The organism is Streptomyces sp. NPDC030183 (genome assembly GCF_055573455.1).
Genome location: NZ_JBVIBK010000004.1, coordinates 173377 through 196228, shown reverse-complemented (window position 1 = coordinate 196228; position 22852 = coordinate 173377). Strand labels below are relative to the sequence as shown.

15 protein-coding genes are annotated in these 22852 nt (G+C 71.8%); 3 read left to right on the top strand and 12 right to left on the bottom strand.

From position 1 onward, the window contains the following. Positions 1-112: 112 nt before the first annotated feature. The 5 genes from uppS to ACZ4Z2_RS06905 all read right to left on the bottom strand — a co-directional run bounded on the left by uppS (position 113) and on the right by ACZ4Z2_RS06905 (position 10367). Positions 113-1900, bottom strand: coding sequence for a polyprenyl diphosphate synthase (gene uppS, locus ACZ4Z2_RS06925; RefSeq protein WP_468073145.1), 1788 nt, complete (start codon positions 1898-1900; stop codon positions 113-115). 190 nt (positions 1901-2090) lie between these two features. Next, complete coding sequence (locus ACZ4Z2_RS06920) at positions 2091-4697, bottom strand: polynucleotide kinase-phosphatase (protein ID WP_468073143.1); 2607 nt, start codon at positions 4695-4697, stop codon at positions 2091-2093. Continuing rightward, positions 4694-6334: a 3' terminal RNA ribose 2'-O-methyltransferase Hen1 gene (locus ACZ4Z2_RS06915; protein WP_468073141.1), complete on the bottom strand. Its 1641-nt coding sequence runs from the start codon at positions 6332-6334 to the stop codon at positions 4694-4696. Before ACZ4Z2_RS06915 ends, ACZ4Z2_RS06920 begins: the two co-directional genes overlap by 4 nt. Before the next feature lie 266 nt (positions 6335-6600). Further along, complete coding sequence (locus ACZ4Z2_RS06910; RefSeq protein WP_468073139.1) at positions 6601-7344, bottom strand: SDR family NAD(P)-dependent oxidoreductase; 744 nt, start codon at positions 7342-7344, stop codon at positions 6601-6603. Between the two features lie 122 nt (positions 7345-7466). Further along, entirely contained in the window at positions 7467-10367 is a 2901-nt protein-coding gene (locus tag ACZ4Z2_RS06905) for an NACHT domain-containing protein (RefSeq protein WP_468073137.1), read from the bottom strand. A gap of 153 nt (positions 10368-10520) precedes the next feature. Here ACZ4Z2_RS06905 and ACZ4Z2_RS06900 point away from each other — a divergent pair, with 153 nt between their 5' ends. Continuing rightward, entirely contained in the window at positions 10521-11147 is a 627-nt protein-coding gene (locus ACZ4Z2_RS06900) for a class I SAM-dependent methyltransferase (RefSeq protein WP_468073135.1), read from the top strand. Positions 11148-11217: 70 nt separating this feature from the next. On the opposite strand, the gene ACZ4Z2_RS06895 is transcribed toward ACZ4Z2_RS06900, so the two are convergent. Beyond that, entirely contained in the window at positions 11218-12141 is a 924-nt protein-coding gene (locus ACZ4Z2_RS06895; protein WP_468073134.1) for an LLM class F420-dependent oxidoreductase, read from the bottom strand. 240 nt (positions 12142-12381) lie between these two features. On the opposite strand from ACZ4Z2_RS06895, the gene ACZ4Z2_RS06890 reads away from it, so the two are divergent. Continuing rightward, entirely contained in the window at positions 12382-12549 is a 168-nt protein-coding gene (locus ACZ4Z2_RS06890; RefSeq protein WP_167738935.1) for a hypothetical protein, read from the top strand. 177 nt (positions 12550-12726) lie between these two features. Here the strand turns inward: ACZ4Z2_RS06890 and ACZ4Z2_RS06885 are convergent, their stop codons facing one another. The 4 genes from ACZ4Z2_RS06885 to ACZ4Z2_RS06870 all read right to left on the bottom strand — a co-directional run bounded on the left by ACZ4Z2_RS06885 (position 12727) and on the right by ACZ4Z2_RS06870 (position 16289). Beyond that, positions 12727-13203 carry a DUF6099 family protein gene (locus tag ACZ4Z2_RS06885; protein WP_468073132.1) on the bottom strand — a complete coding sequence of 159 codons (477 nt, stop codon included), beginning with the start codon at positions 13201-13203 and terminating at the stop codon, positions 12727-12729. Positions 13204-13386: 183 nt separating this feature from the next. Next, on the bottom strand, positions 13387-13737 hold the full coding sequence (locus ACZ4Z2_RS06880; protein ID WP_468073130.1) for a nucleotide pyrophosphohydrolase: 351 nt from the start codon (positions 13735-13737) through the stop codon (positions 13387-13389). Further along, positions 13724-15085 carry an AAA family ATPase gene (locus tag ACZ4Z2_RS06875; RefSeq protein ID WP_468073128.1) on the bottom strand — a complete coding sequence of 454 codons (1362 nt, stop codon included), beginning with the start codon at positions 15083-15085 and terminating at the stop codon, positions 13724-13726. Before ACZ4Z2_RS06875 ends, ACZ4Z2_RS06880 begins: the two co-directional genes overlap by 14 nt. Positions 15086-15899: 814 nt before the next feature. After that, complete coding sequence (locus ACZ4Z2_RS06870) at positions 15900-16289, bottom strand: cell division protein SepF (protein ID WP_468073362.1); 390 nt, start codon at positions 16287-16289, stop codon at positions 15900-15902. A gap of 335 nt (positions 16290-16624) precedes the next feature. Between ACZ4Z2_RS06870 and ACZ4Z2_RS06865 the strand changes: the two genes are divergently transcribed. Further along, on the top strand, positions 16625-20830 hold the full coding sequence (locus ACZ4Z2_RS06865; RefSeq protein WP_468073126.1) for a molybdopterin-dependent oxidoreductase: 4206 nt from the start codon (positions 16625-16627) through the stop codon (positions 20828-20830). A 22-nt stretch (positions 20831-20852) separates the two neighbouring features. Here the strand turns inward: ACZ4Z2_RS06865 and ACZ4Z2_RS06860 are convergent, their stop codons facing one another. Together ACZ4Z2_RS06860 and ACZ4Z2_RS06855 are read right to left on the bottom strand one after the other, a co-directional pair. Next, the gene (locus tag ACZ4Z2_RS06860; RefSeq protein ID WP_468073124.1) at positions 20853-21455 is read right to left on the bottom strand and encodes a response regulator transcription factor; all 603 of its coding nucleotides are present in this window, start codon (positions 21453-21455) and stop codon (positions 20853-20855) included. After that, entirely contained in the window at positions 21452-22714 is a 1263-nt protein-coding gene (locus ACZ4Z2_RS06855) for a sensor histidine kinase (RefSeq protein ID WP_468073122.1), read from the bottom strand. Before ACZ4Z2_RS06855 ends, ACZ4Z2_RS06860 begins: the two co-directional genes overlap by 4 nt. Positions 22715-22852: the final 138 nt, after the last annotated feature.

The window sequence follows — 22852 nt, the reverse complement described above, 5'->3', positions numbered from 1 at the left end:
CCCCGCCGCCCCAACCCGTCCCGTCCTCCAAGGGCCGCGCGCCCCTGAGAGGCGGGGGCTGCGCCCCCTGCCTCTCGGCTTCGCCCGGCCCCCTCGCCTTTCCCTCGCCCCGCTACTTCGTCTCCGTCGCCGCTCCCTTGCGGCGTTTTCTCTGGGTGTAGGTCTCCAGGGCCTGCCAGAGGTCTCGGCGGTCGGCCTCCGGCCAGGGGGTGTCGGTGAAGTGCAGTTCGGCGTAGTGGGCGTGCCAGGGGAGGAAGTTGGAGATGCGCAGTTCGCCGCTGGTCCGCCACAGGAGGTCCACGTCGGGCATCGCGTGGTGCGGGAGGTGGGCGGCGAAGAGCTGTTCGGTGACGCGGGAGGGGTCGATGTCGCCGGCGAGGGCGGCGCGGGCCAGGGCCGCGCCCGCCTGGGCCAGCTCGGCGCGGCCGCCGTAGTTGACGCAGACGTTGAGGGTCAGGCCCGTGCGGTGGCGGGTGGCGCGCTCCTGGGCGCGCAGGACGTCGACGACGTCGTCGGGCAGGCCCTCCGGGGAGCCGATCCAGCGCAGGCGTACGTCGTGTTGGAGCAACTCGCCGTCGAGGAGTTCCGCGCGCATGATGGCGAACAGCTTGGAGACCTCGTCGGGTGAGCGTTTCCAGTTCTCCGTGGAGAAGGCGTACACCGTCAGATGGCGCAGACCGATCTCCAGGGCGCCCTGGACGACGTCACGCAGGGCGACCGCCCCCGCGCGGTGGCCCTCGTCGCGGGGCAGGCCGAGGCCGGTGGCCCAGCGGCCGTTGCCGTCCATGACGATGGCGACGTGGTTCGGGAGTTGGGCGAGGGGGATGTCGGGCGGGCGTACGCCGTCGACGTGGGGGCGCGGCGGCAGGGGCGGTTCGGCGACCGGCACCGGCTGCCACTCGGGGGTGGGGTGCGCGGTGTCGTCGTCGGGGGCGGTGGCCGGGCGGCCACCCGGGGTGGCCGTGGCGGGCGGCAGGGTCAGCCGCCAGATCGCGGCGGCGCGGGCGCGGGCCGGGCCGAGGACGCGCCACTGCTTGAGGCGGGGGACGTGTACGGGCCGGCTCAGCGCGGCGGGACCGGCAGCTGTGATCGCGTCCAGCTCCGCCGTGAACAGGTCGACGGTGGTGTCCAGCACGATCGCGGGGCCCAGCGGCAGACTGCCGCGCAGCACCCGGCGGGCGCCCTCCAGCCAGTCGCGGGCCTCACCCGTGAGGTGGGCGATGAGCCGCCGGACGGCGGGGGTCCACCGGCGGGCGATCAGATCGGCCGGGGCGACCTGGAAACGGTCGAGCACCTCGGTGGGGAACCAGACGTGTCCGCCGTCGAGGTCCTCGGGCAGGTCGCGGAGCATGTCCGCGAGGAACAGGCCCTCCACGAAACGGGTGAAGCCGGGGACGTCCCGCAGCCGTACGGGGACGGGCAGGCCGCACCGCACCAGCAGCCGCATGAACTGCTCGGGCCAGCTGATGTTCTGGGCGTGGGACCGTTCCCGCCACTCCTGCCAGGTGGCGACGGACTGCCGGTCGCCGTCCCGCTGGACCGCCTCCAGCGCGCCGAGCAGATCGCCGAGGTCCAGCCCCCACTGCCAGACCGCGTCGGTCAGGGCGAGCCGGATCGGGTCGTCGCTGGTGCCGCTCGTGAGGTCGGCCTCCAGCGCGGCCCGCCACTCGCGGAGCCGGGCCGCGCGCTCCTCGGGGGTGCCGTCGGTGGAGTCCAGCAGGTCGTCCGCGTGGGCGAACGCCGCGTACAGGGCCCAGCAGGCGGGCCGGGCCGCCGGGGGCATCAGACCCATCAGGGCGTACTCGGTGGGCCGGGTCGTGCGGACCAGGCGGCGGCACTCGTCGTAGGCGGCGTCGAGTGCCGATCGCTCTCGCCCGGACTGCGCTGCGCTGCGACGCATGGGGTACCCCGCATACCTTCGAATGGAACCGATGGGACCGACCCGGGTGACAGCGATCGCCTGCGATTGGCTGCGATCGCTGCCCCCGAGCAGTGCCGGAACCGCTGAAACCATTCGAACGCGGAGCACGGCCACGCCTGTCTGCGACATTATCAGCCGCAAAGTCGCCGCACAGGCGCGGGCCCGGCGGTCACAGCCGGGGGTCGACCGGCTCCGACTCCAGTGCCAGTACCCCGAACACCGCCTCGTGCACCCGCCACAGCGGCTCGCCCTCGGCGAGCCGGTCGAGGGCCTCCAGACCGAGGACGTACTCGCGGATGGCGAGCGACCGCTTGTGGTTGAGGAAACGGCCGCGCAGCCGCGCCAGGTTGTCCGGGCGGGTGTACTCCGGGCCGTAGATGATGCGCAGGTACTCCCGTCCCCGGCACTTGATGCCGGGCTGCACCAGCCGCCCCTGCTCCGTACGGACGACGGCGCCGACCGGCTTCACCACCATGCCCTCGCCGCCGCGGCCCGTCATCTCCAGCCACCAGTCGACGCCGGCGCGGACCGAGTCCTCGTCGCCGGTGTCCACGAACAGGCGGCGGGTGGTCTGCAGCAGTCCGCTCGCGTCGAACTCGACGAGCCGGTCGATCAGGGCGAGCTGCTCGTCGTGCGGCAGCGCGGCCAGGCTGCGGCCCTGGACGGCGAGGATCTGGAACGGGGCGAGCCGCACCCCGTCCAGGCCCTCCGTGGGCCAGCAGTAGCGCCGGTACGCCTCGGTGAACGCGGCCGCGTCGGCGGCCCGCTCCCGCTGCTTGTCCAGCAGTGCGCCCACGTCGACGCCCCGGGCCGCCGCGCCCTCCAGGGCGGCCAGCGCCCCCGGGAACACCGCGCCGGAGGCGGCGCCGACCGCCGCGTACTGGGTGCGCAGCAGCCCGGACGCCTTCAGCGACCACGGCATCAGCTCGGCGTCGAGCAGCACCCAGTCGGTGTCCAGCTCCTCCCACAGCCCGGCCGCCGTCATCGCCTCGCGCACCCGGCCGAGGACCAGCTCGGTGCGGGCCTCGTCGTCGAAGAACGGACGGCCCGTACGGGTGTAGAGGGACCCGGTGGGCCCTCCCCCACTCTCGGCTGCGCTCGAGCGGGAGGTGCCCCCAACGCCGAAGCGGCGGCGCGCCGCGTCCGCGTCACGGCAGACCAGGGCGACGGCCCGCGAGCCCATGTGCTTCTCCTCGCACACGACGCGCGCGACCCCGTCCTCCTTGTACTGCGCGAACGCCTCCGCCGGGTGCTCCAGATAGCCCTCCACATGCGACGTGGCCGTCGGGGCCATGGTCGGCGGGAGGTACGGCAGCAGCCGCGGGTCGATGGCGAAGCGGCTCATGACCTCCAGGGCGGCGGCCGCGTTCTCCTCGCGGATGGAGACACGGGCCTGGCCGTCGTAGCGGGTCTCCACGATCCGGCGGCCGTGCACGTCCGCCAGGTCCAGCGGCCGGCCCTCGTGCCCGCCGGGCGCCTCGGTGGCCAGCGGCCGGGTCGGCTCGTACCAGACCTGCTCCGCCGGTACGTCGACCAGTTCCCGCTCCGGCCAGCGCAGCGCGGTGAGCTTGCCGCCGAACACGGCGCCCGTGTCCAGGCAGATGGTGTTGTTCAGCCAGGTGGCCTGCGGAACCGGGGTGTGGCCGTAGACGACGGCCGCCCGGCCCCGGTAGTCCTCCGCCCACGGGTAGCGCACGGGCAGCCCGAACTCGTCGGTCTCCCCCGTGGTGTCCCCGTACAGGGCGTGGCTGCGCACCCGGCCGGAGGTGCGGCCGTGGTACTTCTCCGGCAGGCCGGCGTGGCAGACGACCAGCTTCCCGCCGTCGAGGACGTAGTGGCTGACGAGGCCGTCGATGAACTCGCGGACCTGCTTCTTGAACTCCTCGCTCTCGCCCTCCATCTGCTCGATGGTCTCGGCGAGCCCGTGCGTGTGCTGGACGTTGCGGCCCTTGAGGTAGCGGCCGTACTTGTTCTCGTGGTTGCCGGGCACGCACAGCGCGTTGCCCGAGCCGACCATCGACATCACGCGGCGCAGCACGCCCGGGCTGTCCGGGCCGCGGTCGACGAGGTCGCCGACGAAGACGGCCGTCCGGCCCTCGGGGTGGACGCCGTCGACGTAGCCGAGCTTGCCGAGGAGCGTCTCCAGCTCGTTCGCGCAGCCGTGGATGTCGCCGATGATGTCGAACGGGCCGGTGAGGTGGGTGAGGTCGTTGTAACGCTTCTCGGTGACGATCGTGGCGTTCTCGACGTCGGCCACGCCCCGCAGGACGTGCACCTTGCGGAAGCCCTCGCGCTCCAGGTGGCGCAGGGAGCGGCGGAGTTCGCGGATGTGGCGCTGGATGACGCGGCGCGGCATGTCGGCGCGGTCGGTGCGGGCCGCGTTACGCTCGGCGCACACCTCCTCGGGCACGTCAAGGACGATGGCGATCGGCAGCACGTCGTGCTTCCTGGCCAGGTCGATCAGCTGCTTGCGGGACTCCGACTGCACGCTGGTCGCGTCGACGACGGTACGGCGGCCTGCGGCGAGCCGCTTGCCGGCGATGTAGTGCAGTACGTCGAAGGCGTCCTTCGTCGCGCTCTGGTCGTTCTCGTCGTCGGAGACGAGGCCCCGGCAGAAGTCGGAGGAGATGATCTCGGTGGGCTTGAAGTGCTTGCGGGCGAAGGTCGACTTGCCGGAGCCGGAGGCGCCGATCAGGACGACGAGGGAGAGGTCGGTGACGGGCAGGGTGCGCCCCTCGGCCTTCCGCACGCCGGTCTCCACGGTGGTGTCGCTCATGCCGCCTTCGCCTCCTTCTCGTTCACGTCGCTGATGCTGAACACGGCCATCTGGGTGGGTGGCCCCACCTCCGGGTCGTCGGGTCCGACGGGGACGAACGCGACGTCGTAGCCGTGCCGTTCGGCCACGGTGGCCGCCCAGGCGCGGAACTCCTCCCGCGTCCACTCGAAACGGTGGTCGCCGTGGCGGACGTGGCCGGCCGGGAGGGTCTCCCAGCGGACGTTGTACTCGACGTTCGGGGTGGTCACGAGGACGGTACGGGGGCGGGCCGAGCCGAACACGGCGTACTCCAGGGCGGGCAGCCGGGGCAGGTCGAGGTGCTCGATCACCTCGGAGAGCACGGCGGCGTCGTAGCCCTTGAGCCGGTTGTCGGTGTAGGCGAGGGAACTCTGGAAGAGCCGCACGCGCGAGGCCATCCGCTCCCCCATGCGGTCGAGCTTGAGGCGGCGGGAGGCGATGGTGAGCGCGCGCACCGACACGTCGGTGCCGACGATCTCGGTGAACCGGGGGTCCTTGAGCAGCGCCTGCAGCAGCTGGCCCTGCCCGCAGCCGAGGTCGAGCACGCGGGCGGCGCCGGCGTCCTTCAACGCGGCGATGATCGCGTCGCGGCGCAGCACGGCGAGCGGCGTGGGCCTGTCCTCGTCGGCGACGGCCTGGGCGGCGGGGGTGGTGGCGGTGCCGGTGGCGGTGGTGACGGCGAGGCCGTCGGCGGCGGTGGCGGGGGCGCTCTCCGTGCCCTCGGCCGCAGCGGCGGCACCGGCGGTACCGGCCGCCTGCCGCTCCTCACGCCCCTCCGTCTCCTCCGGCTCCTCCAGTTCCTCCGGCTCGTCGACGGCGTTGTCGATCTCCTCGACCTCGCTGTCGTCGGCCTCGGCCAGCCGTACGAGCTCCAGGCGCTCCATGGCCTGGCGGGTCAGCGACCAGCGGCGGGAGAGATAGCGGCTGGTGATCAGCTTCTGCTCCGGGTGGTCGGGCAGCCAGCCCTCACCGGCCCGCAGCAGCTTGTCGACCTCGTCGGACGACACCCAGTAGTGCTTGGCGTCGTCGAGGACGGGCAGCAGGACGTACAGGTGGCGCAGCGCCTCGGCCAGGGTCAGGGACTCCGACTCCAGGATTAGGTGGACGTAACGGGAGGCGCCCCACTCCGGGAACTGCTCGTCCAGCGCGACCGCGTCGGCGGTGACGGTCCAGCCGAGCGGCTCGAAGAGCTTGGCTACGAGGTCGGGACCGCCGCGCGCGGGCAGGGCGGGTATCTCCATGCGCAGGGGGCGGGCCTCGCCCGGGGCGTCGGGCCGGGCGTTGCAACGGCCGCTCATCGCGCTGGAGAAGACGCTGCTCAGCGCGACGGCGAGCAGGGAGGAGGCCGCGTAGGGGCGGTCGTTGACGTACTGGGCGAGCGCCGCGTCCGGGGCGCCGCCGCGGCCCTTGCCCTTGCCCCGCCGGACCAGCGCCACCGCGTCCACCTCCAGCAGCAGCGCGGCCGTGCACCGCTCGACGCCGGCCTCGGGGTAGAGGACGTGCGCCTTGCCGTAGGACGTGGAGAACGCTTGCGCCTTGTCGGGATGCTTGTGCAGCAGGTAACCGAGGTCGGTCGCGGGGCGCTCTGGGGTGCCGGTGGTGCTGATCGTCAGGAACACTTGGGGTTGGCCTCGAGTCGGGTTGGAAGTGTCCCTACAACCTACAGAGAACGTGCTGTGGGCAGTGAGAATTTTCGGCCCTGAGCCTGGACCTGGACCTGGGCCTGGACCTGGCCGTGGCCCTGGCCGTGGCCCCCTGGTTCTGGCCGGATGCACGGCCGGTGGGTGGGGCACCGGCCGTGCCGCCGTCCTCATGCGGTTGGTCGAGGGGGTTGTCGGCGGTCGTTCAGGGGTTGTTCGGGGGTTGTACCGGGGCTGTTCGGGAGTCAGGCGGTGAAGCCGCCGTCGACGTGGATCGAGGCTCCGGTGATGTACGCGCCGTCGGGGCCCGCCAGGTGGGCGACGGTGGCCGCGATCTCGGCGGCTTGCGCGTAGCGGCCGACGGCGGTGAGGCCGGCGATCGTCTCGGCGTTCGGCCCGTCGGCGGGGTTGGCGTCCGTGTCGGTGGGGCCGGGATGCACCAGGTTGACGGTGACTCCGCGCGGGCCGAGCTCTCGGGCCAGGCCCTTCGTCATGCCGATCAGGGCGGTCTTGCTCATCGAGTACAGCGCCAGTCCGGGGAAGACCGCGCGCTCGGCGACATTGCTGCCGATGCTGATGATGCGGCCGCCGCCCCGGCCCATGTGCCGCACCGCGGCCTTGGACGCCGTGAACGGGGCCCGGACGTTCACGGCCAGCGTGCGGTCGATCTCCGCCGGCTCCAAGTCCTCGATCGGGCCGACGTGGAAGACGCCGGCGTTGTTGACCAGGATGTCGAGTCGGCCGATCGTCGCGGCGGCCTCGTCCACCGCGGCGGTGAGCGCCTCGGGGTCCGCGCTGTCGGCCCGCACGGCGAGGGCCCGGCGCCCCCTCGCCTCGATCCGCTCGGCCACCCGCGTGGCGCGTTCCGCGTCGTTCTCGTAGGTCAGGACGATGTCGGCGCCTTCCTCGGCCAGCCGAACCGCCACGGCGGCACCGATACCCCGGCCACCACCCGTGATCAGGGCCACGTTGCCCTCAAGTCGATTCATGACGACGAGCATCACCGCGACCGACACAGAAAACCGGCGGAAATCAGACCTGGCGTTCGCCTTTCGGGGAGGGCGCCCCTCTGCTGACCACCAAGCCACGCCGGGTCACGAAGCCACCCGGCTCATGGGGAGAGACCGTCCTCACTGAGGTCCACGGCCAGCATGCGACGGAAGGGGTTGGCGAGGTTTCTCTCGCGGCGTCCGATGTGCCGGTTCGCCAGCCCTTTCAGAAGCAGGAGCGCAATGATCGCACCCCAGGTGACCCAAGCACCGGTCCAGGCGGTCAGCAGCTCTATGGAGAGGAAAAGGAGACAGGGGACCCAGAGAAACAGACACATGGTGTAGATGAGTTCCCAGGAATCCGAATCCTGTTTCATTCCCCGGTTGATCGTACGGACCACGAACACCGCGACGGAAAGAGTCGCACACATCCAACTGGCCACTCCGGACAGGGCCGACCACGGAGGCTGTGCGGCCGGCACCCAGGACAGTTCGTATCCGCTCATCGTGGTCAGGGCCCTCGCGCCGGCCGCGAACACCAGAAGCGCGACGGACATGCGGAAGACCCATTGCATGGCGTTCTTCAGCAGGAGAGGAGAGCGAGGAGGAGGCGCGCATGCCTCTTGCCACGCGTCCTTCGTCAGAGGGGTGTGATTCTCCTTGTGCTCGATGAGGCGGACCAGGATGAGATTCTCGATCTCTGCCGGCAGCAGTGCCGGCAGGTGACGGTAGAGCGGGGGCAGTAGCCGATGCCTGCCGAACACCTCGGCGAACTCCGCACGCCGCTCCTGGGCGTTCAGTGAGCTGACCCACTGATGGATCTGCTGACTGGTCGGGGGAAATCGTCCATGCCGCAGGTGCGGCGGGAGGGACGGCTGGTTGTAGCGGTACCGTTCGATTCCAAGAGCGGCCAGGGGAATTCCGATCCTCCGGTCGATCTCCCGCACTTCGATCGGCTCGTCCGGTTTCGGCGGGTCGGTCACGTTCCCGTCCAGGTGACCGTTGTCCAGCAGAAATCCGATGCGCCCCGCTATGAGGCGGAGCTCCTCCGACGGCTCGTCGGGGTCCCACAGCCAGCCGTAGGTGCCTCTCCCGTCGACGGCCTGCGGTATCTCGCACTCCCGCAGCGCCTCCTCCACATCCGGAATTCTCATCAGCCAGGCCAGCAACCAGGCTGATCGACGGGCCACGGCAGACGTCGTCCACAGCAGCGAGGCGAGTTCGGTCGCCGCCGCGGGTGTGCCGATCCTCGCCAGAGCGTCCACGGCCCACACTTCCGAACGGGCGCGCGCCGCATGCGCGAGCTGAGGAATGGCGATCTCCCCCATCGACCGCAACGCCGCACGGGCGCCGGCACGGCGGCTCTGATCCAGTTCGATCTCGCCGAGGTGGATCGCCGCTTCCTGCCGGTCGGATGCGGCCAAGGCCCGGAGCGCTGCGCCCTGACGCTCCGACGGCGCGTCCCGAGCGATGCCGTGGAGGAGTTCGAGAGTCTCGTTCCCGCGAGGGGTGTTGTTCGCCGCCAGTGCTCCGAGCGCGCTGATGACGGCGGCGCTCTCCTGCCCGGCGAGGTCCAGGCGGCTCATGAAGTAGCCGATGATCTCCTCGGCCGTCTCCGCTTTGACGGAGATGACGTCCGCGAGACTTTCCAAGGCGAGGATCTTGCCGTCCAGGGACGAGCTTCCGAAGATGCTCCCGATGACCGGAGTGCAGTCGACACTGGCGACGGCACACCAGAGTTTGACGACCTCGCGCCAAGCGTCGGGGTCTTTTTGGTAGAGCGTCAACAGCCTGGTGGGAGAGTCGTGCAGCGCCTGGGCCGTCAGGAACTCCTGCAGCGTCAGATGCGCGAATCCATACTGACTCTTCACCGCGTCCAGCGGACGCAGCAACTGGCTTCGTTCGACGATCTCGTCCCGCAACAGCAGCAAGTCGTCGGTCTGCATGTCGAAGCCGACGAGCAGCTCACGGATGACCGTCTCCAGACGCTCCCCGGAAATGGCGAGTCGGTCGTCGCGACCGGGGGGAACGTCATGCATGGCCAGCGCGATGCGCTGAAGTGTGAGCAGCTTGCGATTGGCATGGAATCGCGCGATGGCCCGTGTACGACCCAACTGCCGGTCGCGGTCGAGGAGATGAGCGACGGCCTCCTTGTAGAAGCCGGCGCGAGAGCTGGGAAGCGGACCGAACGCCTCCGCCCGGTCTCCCGACTGGAGATACGCGATGATGGTGAGCAACAAGGGCCTGCGCGCGATACGCATCAACTCACGGTTGCTACGGAGCGACGATATGACGCGCTCCACGTTCAACTCAGCCTCGACCTTGTTCCAGTTGTACAGAAAACGCCTCATGGACGCATCGTCGAATTCCGCTATTCGAGCGACGTGGTCAAAGTCGGGATTGAGCTGCCCGTCGTACACGGCAGTTCGACAGGTGACGATCATCGGGCATTCGGCATGTGTACGGGCGAACTCACGGAGTTGCTGTTCGACCCGCTCGCGGTCTTCCCTGCCCACCTCGTCGAGACCGTCGAAGAACACCCTGAGTCGACCGGCGTCGAGCAGCCTGCCGACCAACGATGAGGCTCCGGAGACCTTTGCCTGGCTGAACTCCGCCACGATCAGGTCCCACAGGCTGTTGTCGGACGCATTGCACTGGTGCAGGTTGACGATGACGGGGACCTGCTCCTCGTCCCCCCGTTCAGCCCATCGCAGTATCTCGCTCTTCAGAAGTAACGACTTCCCCGCACCCGGTTCGCCCAGCACGACGATCCGCGAAGCGCCGCTCAACGTCTCGCGCATATCGGTGCGCTCGGTGCCCGTGGCAGACTGCAGGGGAACGTAGATTCGCCGAATATCGATGTTGGCCGTGTCGAAGCCCAGTGGGTGCTTGCCGTGCCAGGATTCAGCGCGCTGGCGATACCTGCGCAACTGGCGGCTGTCGGCTCGCCCGACTGTGCCCCGTCTGTGAAACAGCGTTCGGTACGTGCGCGTCATGAACTCTTTCACCGAGTCGTTCCCCACGGGGGCATCCTAGGGAAGCCGCCCCTGAGGCGGCGCGCATTGCTTGAAAGCGTCAAGTCGATTGCCGATGATCTGGATGATCTATGTGTCCGCCAGGGGGCGGGAGGGCAGTGCCTCGATGCTGAAGCGGGGCCGAGCGGAGGGAAGGCGGACATGGCGGCGCAGCGAGATCGTTGGGCGGAGCTGACGGGCGGACAGGGCGGGGAGGAGTACGCCCGGCGGTTCGCGCGGCTCGCCGAGTCCGGTCAGGACATCCACGGTGAGGCGTCCTTCTGCGCCGCGCTGCTGGAGCCCGGCGCCCGGATCCTCGACGCCGGCTGCGGTACCGGGCGGGTCGCGATCCGGCTCGCCGAGCTGGGGTACCACTGCACGGGGGTGGACGTCGACCACTCCATGCTCGCCGTGGCCCGGCGCGAGGCACCCGCCTCGCGGTGGCTCCACGGGGACCTCGCCCGCCTGGACACCCTCGGTCTGGAGCCCGACTTCGATCTGGTCGTCGCCGCCGGGAACGTCATCCCCCTGCTGGCCCCCGGCACCGAGCCGACCGTGGTCCGGCACCTGGCCGCCGTACTGCGCCCCGGCGGACTGCTGGTCACCGGCATGGGCCTGGACGCCGCCCACCTGCCGCTGCCCGAAGCGACGGTGACACTGACGGACTTCGACGACTGGTGCGCACGAGCGGGGCTGACCCTGCGACAGCGGTACGCCACCTGGGACGGCGCCCCCTACGAGGAGGGCGGCGGCTACGCCGTCAGCGTGCACGTACGCGCCGTCGGCTGAGTGCTGGGGGCGGGGCCCCGCGCTCCTCGGCGGGGCGCGGGGCCTTGTCCGGGTCGTCCGGGGGTGGGTCCTACGACAGCTGGGACTGCACCTGCGAGGAGATCAGTTCCAGGTGGTCCAGGTCGTCGAGGTCGAGGATCTGGAGGTAGAGGCGCTGCGAGCCGATGGCCTGGTAGCGGCCGATCTTCTCGACGACCTCGGCGGGGGTCCCGGCGAGGCCGTTCGTCTTGAGCTCGTCGACCTCGCGGCCGATCGCGGCGGCGCGGCGGGCGACCTCGGCGTCGTCCTTGCCGACGCAGACGACCAGGGCGTTGGAGTAGACGAGGTCGTCGCCCTTGCGGCCGGCCTCCTCGGCGGCCGCACGGACCCGCCCGAACTGCCGCTCACTGTCCTCCAGCGAGCCGAACGGCATGTTGAACTCGTCGGCGTAGCGCGCGGCGAGGCGCGGGGTGCGGCTCGCGCCGTGCCCACCGATCAGTACGGGCACCTTGGCCTGCGCGGGCTTGGGGAGCGCGGGCGAGTCGGTCAGCTGGTAGTGGGTGCCCTCGTAGGAGAACGTCTTGCCGACCTCGGTGGCCCACAGTCCCGTGACGATGGCCAGCTGCTCCTCCAGGCGGGCGAACTTCTCCTTGGGGAAGGGGATGCCGTACGCCTTGTGCTCCTCCTCGAACCAGCCCGCACCGAGGCCGAGTTCGACGCGGCCGCCGGACATCTGGTCGACCTGGGCGACCTGGATGGCGAGCACACCGGGCAGGCGGAAGGTTCCCGCGGTCATCAGGGTGCCGAGCCGGATCCGCTTGGTCTCACGGGCGAGGCCGGCCAGGGTGATCCAGGCGTCGGTGGGGCCGGGCAGACCGTCCACGGAGCCCATGCGGAGGTAGTGGTCCGAGCGGAAGAAGGCGTCGAAGCCGAGGTCCTCCGTGGCCTTGGCGACGGTGAGCAGCGTGTCGTAGGTGGCCCCCTGCTGGGGCTCGGTGAAGATGCGAAGATCCATGCTCTTCATCCTGCACGCTCGGGAGACGGTCAACTCCACCGGTCCTGTGGCCGATCGCGGTGCCCGGGCGGGTGAAAATCCGCCAATCCGGTGTATGGGGCGGACGGTGCCAGTGACCGGCGGGAACGGTGATCGTTGCTCGGGAGGAGCCGGACCGCCCGGCACCCGTCGCCGGCGGTCGCTGCCGGGGCGCTCGCACACGTGCCCCCTTTGAGGGGCGAGGGCCGAGGAGGCCGTCACATGTCCCAGGAAGCCGTGCCGGAGCAGGCCGCCGTGCCTGCGCAGCCCAAGGGTCTGCTCCAGCAGATGGAGGAGTTGATGGCTGCCCTGAACGCGGACCTGTCCCAGCTCGACGCCGATCTGTCGGCGCCGCGTCCCGCCCCGGCGGAGGGCGCGGACTCCGTCTGATCGTCCCCCGCGGTCCGGCCCGGAAACGCCGGGTCGGACGGCGGGTGCGGGTGGTCGTGACCCGGATGCGGCGCCGGACCGCAGCGCCCACGCCCCGCGCCCGTCCGTAGCCGTAGCCGTAGCCGTAGCCGTAGCCGTAGCCGTAGCCGTAGCCGTAGCCGTAGCCGGGGGAACGGATCAGCTGGCCGCCGCGTCCCGTTCCGCGAGGACCTGGTCTCTCACCGCCAGGCGGCGGAGCATCTCCAGGACTCTGTCGCGGGCCTCGTCGGCGGCGTCGATCGCCTCCATGCACTGCCAGTAGGTCGACTCCTCGTCGGCGGCGCTGGCGAGGCCGACCAGGGCGATACCGACCTCGCCGAGGAGGCCGCCGAGGCGGGTGAGGGAGTCGTGGGCGTCACCCAACTCGGTGAGCTGGGCGGCGCGTAAATCGCCCAGGCCGAGCGGAGGGGCACCGAGTATGCCGCAGCCGCTGCCGGCCAGTTCGGTCAACCCCAGCGCCTCGCCGCGCAGTTCGGGTGGCCCTGAGACGGCCAGGCGGCTGCCGATCGCCTGGGCGAGGGCGTACGCCTGCCATGCCTCCGCCATGAGTTGAGGTTCCTCGACGCTGCCCGCCAGAGCGCGCCTGCTCGCCAAGATGAGCCGCACCGCGTCCATGCGCTGCTCCCGACTGTCCCCGACGCGCTCTCACACGTCCGCCCGACCTCTTGTCTGTTCATTACCCACAGTGAGGGCGACTGAGACAGAAAGCCAGAGGAAGCCCGAAATCTGTGGATAACAAGTCGACAGAGGACCATTCTGCGACTACAGAGAGTAACAAAGGGGTGGAGCGGCTCGGCTTCACGGGCCCTCCGGAGCCGGGAACCTCCGTTCGTTGCGGTCGATCTTCGCGTCCAGCGCGGCCAGCGGATCGATGTCGAGGACCTCGCAGAGCTGGAGCAAGTAGGCGAGGACGTCCGCGACTTCGTCGGTGACGCGGTGGGCGGTGTCGGGGTCCGACATCACGCGGGACGACTCCTCTGGTGTCAACCACTGGAAGATCTCCAGGAGTTCGGATGCCTCGACGCTGAGGGCGGAGGCCAGGTTCTTCGGGGTGTGGTACGGCCCCCAGTCCCGGGCGGCCGCGAAGTCGGCGAGTCGCCGCTGGAGGGTGGGGACGTCGAGTCCGTCCGGGGTTTCAGGATCCTTCACGGTCCAGGTGTACCACCGTCGCTCCCGGGACCCCGGCGGCCCAAGAGGCGTCGCTCACCGTGCCGACCAGCCGGATGTGGCCGCGCTCGCCCATGCGGGCGGCCACGCGCAGGAGTTGGTCGCGTTGGCGGGGGTCGAGGGAGCGGTCGAGGCCGTCGGCCAGGACGGTCAGCGTCTGGAACGCCGCCGGCACCTCGGCGGCCGGGTCGACCTCCAGCACGCCGGGGCCGGTGAACAGCACCAGGGCGAGCGCGAGGTACCGCAGCTCGCCGTCGCCCAGCAGGGCGAGCGGTGTCCGTACGCCGTGGCCGCGGTCGAGCACCGCCCGCACGGTGCGATGGCCTGCGCCGGAGCCGGATCCGGGCTCGACGCCGGCCCCGGTCGCGGCCCTGGCTTCACTCCCGGTCCCGGCCTTGGCCCCGGCCACAGTCCCCGCCACGGTTCCGGCTCTGGTTCCGGCTCTGGTTCCGGAACGGCGGCCGTCGGCGCCTGCGGCCCGGGACACGGTGGTCTGGCCGTTTCCGGCCGTGGCGGGCTCGGCGAGGAGGTCGACGACCGGTCCCGCGCAGCCGTCCCGGACGGCCGCGACGAGTTGCGCGTGGCGTCGGCCGCACTCCGTGCGCGTGCGCCACAGCACGTCGGCGAGGTTGTCGCAGCCGCGCAGCAGGCGACCGGAGCCGAGCGGTACGGCGTCGCGCATCCGGTGGGGACGGGGGTCACAGACGAAGACCGAGCGGAGGGCGACCACCATCTGTTCGGCGGCGGCGAGGACCCGGCGCTGGCCGTCGGTCTTGCCGGCGACGCGCAGCGGCAGCAGGGCGGTGCCGAGACGGTCGTCGGGCAGGGGGCCGCGGGTGACCGGGGTGGTGCCCGCCGTGTGCCAGGCGGCCTGGACGACGGGGCGGTTCGGGTCGACCAGGGCGGTCTCCAGGAGGGTCAGCCCGCCGGAGGTCAACCGTTCGCCGACGATACGGAGTTCCGGTTCGGCCTGGACGGCGATGTCGAGCCGGACGGGGCCCTCGGGGCCGTCGGCGGTGCAGCCGACGCGGAAGCCGCGGCGGCGCTGGGCGTCCGGGCGGGCCCGCTCGGGCACGCAGCCGTGCGGGTCGGGGAACGCCTCGTCGAGGCGGGCGCCGCCGCCGAGCCTGGCGAGCGCCTCGTACGCCTTGAGCGCCGTCGTCTTGCCGCTGCCGCTGTGCCCGGCGAGGAGGGTGAGCGGGCCCAGCGGAACGGCCACGCCCCGGTGCCCGGCGAACGCCGAGAGCCGCAGTTCGGTGACGCACGGCCGCTCGAAGCGGACACCGGCGTCCGTGCGGGGCCGCACCGAGGGCGAGGATGACACGGTCATATGCGGACCGTAGGACTCCCCAACGCAGGCAAACCGTTCCCTCAGACGGATCTTCCTACGTTCGAGGGAGCGCTCCCGCACGGGGGCGCGCCGGGGGCGAACGGGGAGCGCCGGGGAGGGGGCGGGCAGCGGGGAGACCGGACACTTCCGGGGACCTGGGAGGAGGGGAGGGCGTGGAGGGCCGAGGGGATGGGGAGACGGCGCCGCAAGGTCGGGGGCACGGGAGGCCGGCATGAGTGGGTGGCTCCCCGCCTGGGGATCCGCGGAGGGCCCTTGGGGCTCCGGGCCCGACGGATCCGAGGGCCCGGACCGCGTCGGACGGTGGAGCGGCTCGGGCCGCGCCGGGCGCCCGAAGCGGCTCCCGGCACGTCGTGTGCCGGGGCCGCCTGGAGTCCGTCAGCCGCCGGGGCGGCGCCCCTCCCGCCGCACCTTCCTCACCGCCTCCACGGTGGCCGTCGCGGCCACCGCCGCCTGCGCGAGCCGACGACCCTCGGGCCGTCGCGGACACCGTGGCCGCCCCGGATACGAGGCCGTCAGGGAAGGCGGGACCCTCACAGACGGCAAGGACGCTCGCAGACGGCGCGGACCGCCGCGCACAGCGACGGCAGCGCGCACAGCGACGGCGGCGCGCACAGCGACGGCGGCGCACACAGCGACGGCGGCGCACACAGCGGCGGCGGCGCTTACAGCGGCGCCGCAATGGACGGCGGCGCCGCAGCGGTAGGCGGCGGTGACGTAAGGGGCGGGGCAAGGCGGTGCGTTTGGGTGGCGGCTCCGAGCCGGCACCGTGGGGAGCGCATCGGCCCCGCAGGACTCAGACTCCCGGGACTCCTGCGTTTTCCATCAGCCCGCGGACCTCTGTTCCGTTGGGCGTGAGGAGGAACACGTTGCGGTCGACGCGGTGCATTCCGCTCGCCAGGCCGAAGACGACGCCCGTGCTGAAGTCGAGGACGCGTTTGGCCACCTCGGCCTCCGCACCGGAGAGGTCGAGGAGGACCGGAATGCCCGCCATGAGCGTCTCGGCGACATCGCGGGCGTCGGCGAAGACATTGACGCGGAGGACGACGAAACGGCGCCGGGCCTCGGTCTCGGCCTCCGGTATGGCCCGGTGGTCCACCGCGGACGGCCATGCGTCCCGGCCCCGCAGCGGCACGACCTGTGCGAGCCCCTCCCACTGTTCGTCGGTGACATCGTGGCTGTTCACCCTGTTCACCGGCCTTCCCCCTGGCTCGCACTGATTGACTGCATCGACCAATTCTTACGCATGGTCACCCGTTCGGCCCAACAGCGACACGGACCGCGACACCCCCGTCCGTCACACCGGGCGGGATCACACCCTCACATCCTCCTGCCCGGCGGTGTGTGGCGGGCGTAACCCCTCATGATCAGGTCATGTGACATCGGCGTAACGGGCAATTCGTACGATCGAGCCTGCCCGGCGGCCATCAGGACGCTGAGCGGAAGCCGACCGGACGCCGTACCAGACGGCGTCCCGGTCAGGGACCGGACACCCCGGACGCCGACAGAGAGGGGCCGCCCGTGGCCGCACAGGGCCCGCAGAGCACCACCACCCAGGTGCGGACCGTGTGCTCGTACTGCGGTGTCGGCTGCGGCATACTCCTGGACGTCGGGACGGGTCCCGACGGTCGGCGTACGGTCCTGAAGGCGACCGGCGACAAGTCCCACCCCGCCAACTTCGGCCGGCTGTGCACCAAGGGCGCGACGACCGCCGACATGCTGGCCGCGCCCGGCCGGCTCACCACGGCCCTCGTGCGGGACGACCGGGGCGACGAGCCGGTGCCCGCGCCCGTCGCGGACGCCATCACCGAGACCGCCCGGCGGCTGCGCGCGATCATCGACGAGCACGGGCCGGACGCGTTCGCGTTCTACGTCTCCGGCCAGATGAGCATGGAGGCCCAGTACCTGGCGAACAAGCTCGCCAAGGGCTTCATCCGCACCAACCAGATCGAGTCGAACTCCCGGCTGTGCATGGCGAGCGCCGGCACCGGCTACAAGCTGTCGCTGGGCGCCGACGGGCCGCCCGGCTCGTACGAGGACCTCGACAAGGCCGACGTCTTCCTCGTCATCGGCTCGAACATGGCCGACTGCCACCCGATCCTCTTCCTGCGGATGATGGACCGGGTCAAGGCGGGCGCGAAGCTGATCGTCGTCGATCCCCGGCGGACGGCGACCGCCGAGAAGGCCGACCTGTTCCTGCAGATTCGTCCGGGCACGGACCTCGCGCTGCTCAACGGGCTGCTGCACCTGCTGCACGCGAACGGGCACACCGATCCCGAGTTCATCGCCGCGCACACCGAGGGCTGGGAGGCGATGCCCGGCTTCCTCGCCGACTACGCGCCGGACGCCGTCGCGGCCGTCACCGGGCTCGCGGCGGACGACATACGGCAGGCCGCGCGGCTGATCGGCGAGGCGGCCGAGTGGACGAGCTGCTGGACCATGGGGCTCAACCAGTCCACGCACGGCACCTGGAACACCAACGCCCTGGTCAATCTGCATCTCGCGACCGGCGCCATCTGCCGGCCGGGCAGCGGGCCGTTCTCGCTGACCGGGCAGCCCAACGCCATGGGCGGGCGCGAGATGGGCTACATGGGGCCGGGGCTGCCGGGCCAGCGGTCGGTGCTCGTGGACGAGGAGCGGGCGTTCGTCGAGGAGCTGTGGGGGCTGGCGCCGGACACGCTGCGCCCGGACGGTTTCGGCAAGGGCACCGTCGAGATGTTCCGGAGGATGGCCGACGGCGAGATCAAGGCGTGCTGGATCATCTGCACCAACCCCGTGGCGTCCGTGGCCAACCGGAAGACCGTCATCGAGGGCCTGGAGGCCGCCGAGTTCGTCGTCACGCAGGACGTGTTCGCCGACACCGAGACCAACGCGTACGCCGATGTCGTGCTGCCCGGGGCCCTGTGGACCGAGTCCGAGGGCGTCCTCGTCAACAGCGAGCGGAATCTGACGCTGGCCGCCGCGGCCGCCGATCCGCCGGGCGAGGCGATGGCCGACTGGCGCATCATCGCCGCCGTCGCCCGGGAGATGGGCTTCGAGAAGGGCTTCTCGTACGACAGCGCCGAACAGGTCTTCGAGGAAATCAAGCAGGCGTGGAACCCGAAGACCGGGTGGGACCTGCGGGGCGTGACGTACGAGCGGCTGCGGTCGACGACGGTGCAGTGGCCGGCCGCGGAGCAGACCGGGCCCGCGCGCAACCCCATCCGGTACGTGGACGCGAACGGCGGGTTGACGTTCCCCACCGCGAGCGGGCGGGCCGTGTTCCACGCGCGGCCGCACATGGCGCCCGCCGAACTGCCGGACGACGACTTCCCGTTCGTGCTCAACACCGGGCGGTTGCAGCACCAGTGGCACACGCTGACGAAGACGGGGAAGGTGGCCAAGCTCAACAAGCTGAACCCCGGGCCGTTCGTGGAGGTGCATCCGCAGGACGCGGAAACGCTGGAGTTCGCCGACGGTGATTTCGCCGAGGTCGCCTCGCGGCGAGGGCGGGCCGTGCTGCCGGTGGTCGTGACGGACCGGGTGCGGCCGGGGTGCCTGTTCGCGCCGTTCCACTGGAACGACCTGTTCGGGGAGTACCTGAGCATCAACGCGGTGACCAGCGACGCGGTGGACCCGCTGTCGTTCCAGCCGGAGTTGAAGGTGTGCGCGGTGGGGCTGACGAAGGTGGCGGCGCCCGCGCCGGTGCCGCTGCCGCTGCCGGTCGGGGCCGAGCCGGTGAAGGGCCGAGGGGCGGAGGTGGAGGCGGGGAAGGCACCAGGGGGCAGGGTCCCGGTGGGCGACGGCCCTGGAGGTGAGGTGCAGGCGGTCGGGGCGCTCGTCCCGGTCTCGGTCACCCCCGGCGGCAACCCCTTCGGGCTCGAGCCCGCTCCCCCGCCCGTCCTGTCCGCCCAGGAGCGCCAGTACCTCACCGGTTTCCTCGCCGGGCTCGGGTCCGGGGTCACGGGGGTGCCCGTGCTGCCGCCGGACGCGCCGTTCAGCCCCGAGCACGCGCTGTGGGTGAACGGGGTGCTCGCCGGGATGTACTCCCGGTCGGCGGAGCCCCCGGTCGCCCCCTCGGTGCGCACGGCGGGGCGGGACGTCGTGGTGCTGTGGGCCTCGCAGACCGGCACCGCGGAGGAGTTCGCGGTGGCCGCCGCCGAGCATCTGGGCGCGGCCGGGCACCGGGCGACCCTGATCGGCATGGACGAGGCGGCCCCGGCCGAACTGCCGCGCGACGCCGATCTGTTGCTCATCACGAGCACCTTCGGCGACGGGGACGCGCCCGACAACGGCTCCGGCTTCTGGGAGGCCCTCGCGCACCGGGAGGCGCCACGGCTGGACGGCGTACGGTACGCGGTGCTGGCGTTCGGGGACTCGTCGTACGACGACTTCTGCGGGCACGGCCGGCGACTGGACGCCCGGCTCGACGAGCTGGGCGCGGTACGGCTGGCGCCCCGTACGGACTGCGAGCCGGACTACGAGCCGTCGGCGGACGCCTGGCTCGGCCAGGTGCTCACCGCGCTCGGCGCCGGGGCGGAGGCGTCCGCTCCCCAGGGGCTCACGGAGGCCGCCACCCAGGGCGCGCCCGTCGCAGCGCCCCTCGCCGCCCCTGTCGCCCCCCGTTCCGCCAGGCCCGTGCCCTCGCCCGCCCGGCTGGTCGGCAACCGGCTGCTCAGCCTGCCGGGGGCGGCGAAGGAAGTACGCCGGTTCACCTTCGACACCAAGGGGACGGGGCTGTCGTACGAGGCCGGGGACGCGCTCGGGGTGCGGCCGGTCAACTCGCCCGACCTGGTCGCCGAGTGGCTCGCGGTGACCGGTCTGGACGGCTCGGCCGCCGTCGAGGTCGGCGGTGTCGGCGAGCTGCCCTTCGCCGAGGCGCTGCACCGGCATCTCGACATCACCCGGATCACCCCGGACCTGCTCCGTTTCGTCTCCGAACGGACGCGGGACAACCGGGAGTTGAAGAAACTGATGCGGCCCGACAACAAGGACGGGCTCGCCCAGTGGTCATGGGGCCGGCAGGCCGTGGACGTGGTCGCCGAGTTCGCGGTGCGGGCCTCCGCGGCCGAGTGGGCCGGGATGTTCAAGCGGCTCCAGCCGCGGCTGTACTCCATCTCGTCGAGCCCGCTCGTCGACCCGCACGAGGTGTCGCTGACCGTGTCGGTCGTGCGGTACGAGAACCTGAACGGGCAGCCGCGCGGCGGGGTCTGCTCGCCGTTCCTCGCGGACGGCGAGGCGGGCATGGAGGTGCCGGTGTTCGTGCAGCGGTCACCGCACTTCCGGCCGCCGGCGGACGCCACGACCCCGATGGTCATGGTCGGCCCCGGCACCGGCGTCGCCCCCTTCATCGGCTTCCTCCAGGAGCGGCAGGCCCTCGGCCACCGGGCGCCCAACTGGCTGTTCTTCGGCGAGCAGCACCGGGCCACGGACTTCTACTACGAGGACGAGCTGACACAGCTGCGGCGGGCGGGGGTGCTGGACCGGTTGGACACCGCCTTCTCGCGGGACCAGCGGGCCAAGGTGTACGTCCAGGACCGGATGCGGGAGCACGGCCCCGAGCTGTGGCACTGGCTCCAGGACGGCGCCCGCTTCTACGTCTGCGGTGACGCCTCCCGGATGGCGAAGGACGTCGACCGGGCGCTGCGGGACATCGCGGTCGCCCACGGCGGGCTGAACGAGGCGGAGGCCGCCGCGTACGTGAAGCAGCTGGCCAACGAGAAGCGGTACGTGCGGGACGTGTACTGACGGCACGTGCTCGGGGGCCGGGTCAGATCCAGCCCTGCTGCCACGCGTGGTGGGCCGCCGCGTGGCGGGTGGGCGCGCCCAGTTTGGACATCGCGGCGGAGAGGTAGTTGCGGACGGTGCCCTGGGCCAGATGGACCGCGGTGGCGATCTCGGCGACGGAGGCCCCGGTGCGGGCGGCGCGCAGGACCTGGAGTTCGCGGTCGCTGAGGGGGCAGTCGTCCTCGGTGAGCGCGGACGCGGCGATGTCCGGGTCGACATAGCGGCGTCCGGCGGCGACATCACGGATGATCTCCGCCAGCCGGGCGGCCGGGGTCGTCTTGGGGACGAAGCCCCGCACCCCCGCCGCGAGGGCCCGGCGCAGCACGGCGGGCCGGGCGTGCCGGGTGACGATGACGGTACGGGTGGGCAGTTCGGCGCCGATCTCCTCGGCGGCGCGCAGTCCGTCGGTCGGCGGCATCTCCAGGTCGAGCACGGCGATGTCGGGGCGGAGTTCGCGTGCGAGCCGTACCGCGTCGGTGGAGGTGGCGGCCTCGGCGACCACGCACAGGTCGTCCTCCAGGGCGAGCAGCGCGGCCAGGGCGCTTCGGAGGAGGTCCTCGTCGTCGGCGATGAGAAGCCGGATCATGGGGCCACTTCCTTCATCTGGCCGGCCTTTTCAGGGGTTTGGGGGGCCGTGTCGGCGGAGGCGAGCGGCAGGGTGGCCGTGATCTCGAAGCGGTCGCCGTCGCGGTGCCACGTCAACTGGCCGCCGGCGGACCGCAGTCGCTCGCCGAGGGCGGTCAGGCCGGTGCCGTCGCCGGTGCTGTTGCCCGTGCCGGGGCGCTCGTCGGCGCCGTCGTTGGCCACGCGCAGCCGGGCGCGACCGCCGGTGGCCCGGTAGTCGATCTCCGCGTACCGGGCGCGGCTGTGGCGGAGGACGTTGGTGGTGGCCTCCCGCATGACCAGGCCGAGCAGATGGCGGGTGGCGTCGGCCATGTCATGGGCGGCAGAGGCGGTTCGGGGGGCGGTGCGGATGTCGATGCCGGCCGCGGCCAGTACCTTCCCGGCGTTGGTGATCTCGTCGTCGAGGGTCGTACGGCGGTAGCCCAGCACCACGGCCCGGGTGTCGCGGAGGGCGTCGGCGGACATTTGCCGTACCTCGCGCATCTCGGCGGCGGCGCGCGCCGGGTCCCGTTCCACGAGCCGCGCCGCCAACTCGCTCTTCAGGGCGATGACCTGGAGGTGGTGGCCCTGGATGTCGTGCAGGTCGGCGGCGAAGCGGAGCCGTTCGTCCCGGACGGCCAGCTCGGCCTCCAGGCGTCGCGCCCGATCGAGGCGCCCGGCGATGTTCCAGGCCCACAGGGGACCGAGCACCGTCCACGCGGTGAAGGCGACCAACCCGGCCGGGAAGAGCACGGCGAACAAGACCTTGCCGTCGCCGGCGGCGAGGCTGACGGCCGCGCCCGGCAGCGTGGCGAGGAGCACCGCCCCGGCGAGCAGCGACCGGCGGTGGCGCGGGCGGAGGTGGGGAGCGCACATCGCCGTGGTGACGGCGGGGGCGACCGCCCACAGTTCGTAGGCGCGCCGGGCCAGCGGCAGCGCCGCGAGCACGACGGTGGCGACGACCGCGGCGAGTATCCAGTTCCTCGGCGGGCGCACCGGGTGAGCGCCGTCGGCGGCCGCCGACGGGCTCAGCGGGCCGCCGAGCAGGACCGCGGCGGCCACGGCGTCGACGACGAGGGCGACGGCGACCGGGATGCGCGCCCAGGCCGGGACGTCCGGGTCCAGGACCCACTCGCCGTAGAACAGCAGCAGGAGGCACACGGCGGTCCCCGGCACCGTCCACCAGGTGAATCGGCGGAAGCTCGTCAGCCCCGCCCCGCGTTCGCTCTCCCCGTCCCGCACCGGGCCATTCTCGTACGGACGCGGCCCCGCATGACAGATGTCACGCGCGGACGTGACAACTCCACGTGCTCGCATGCGGATACGGCACTACTGGCGGCGGTCGTCCGGGAGCAGTCTGAGGGACGTGGGAAATACCCC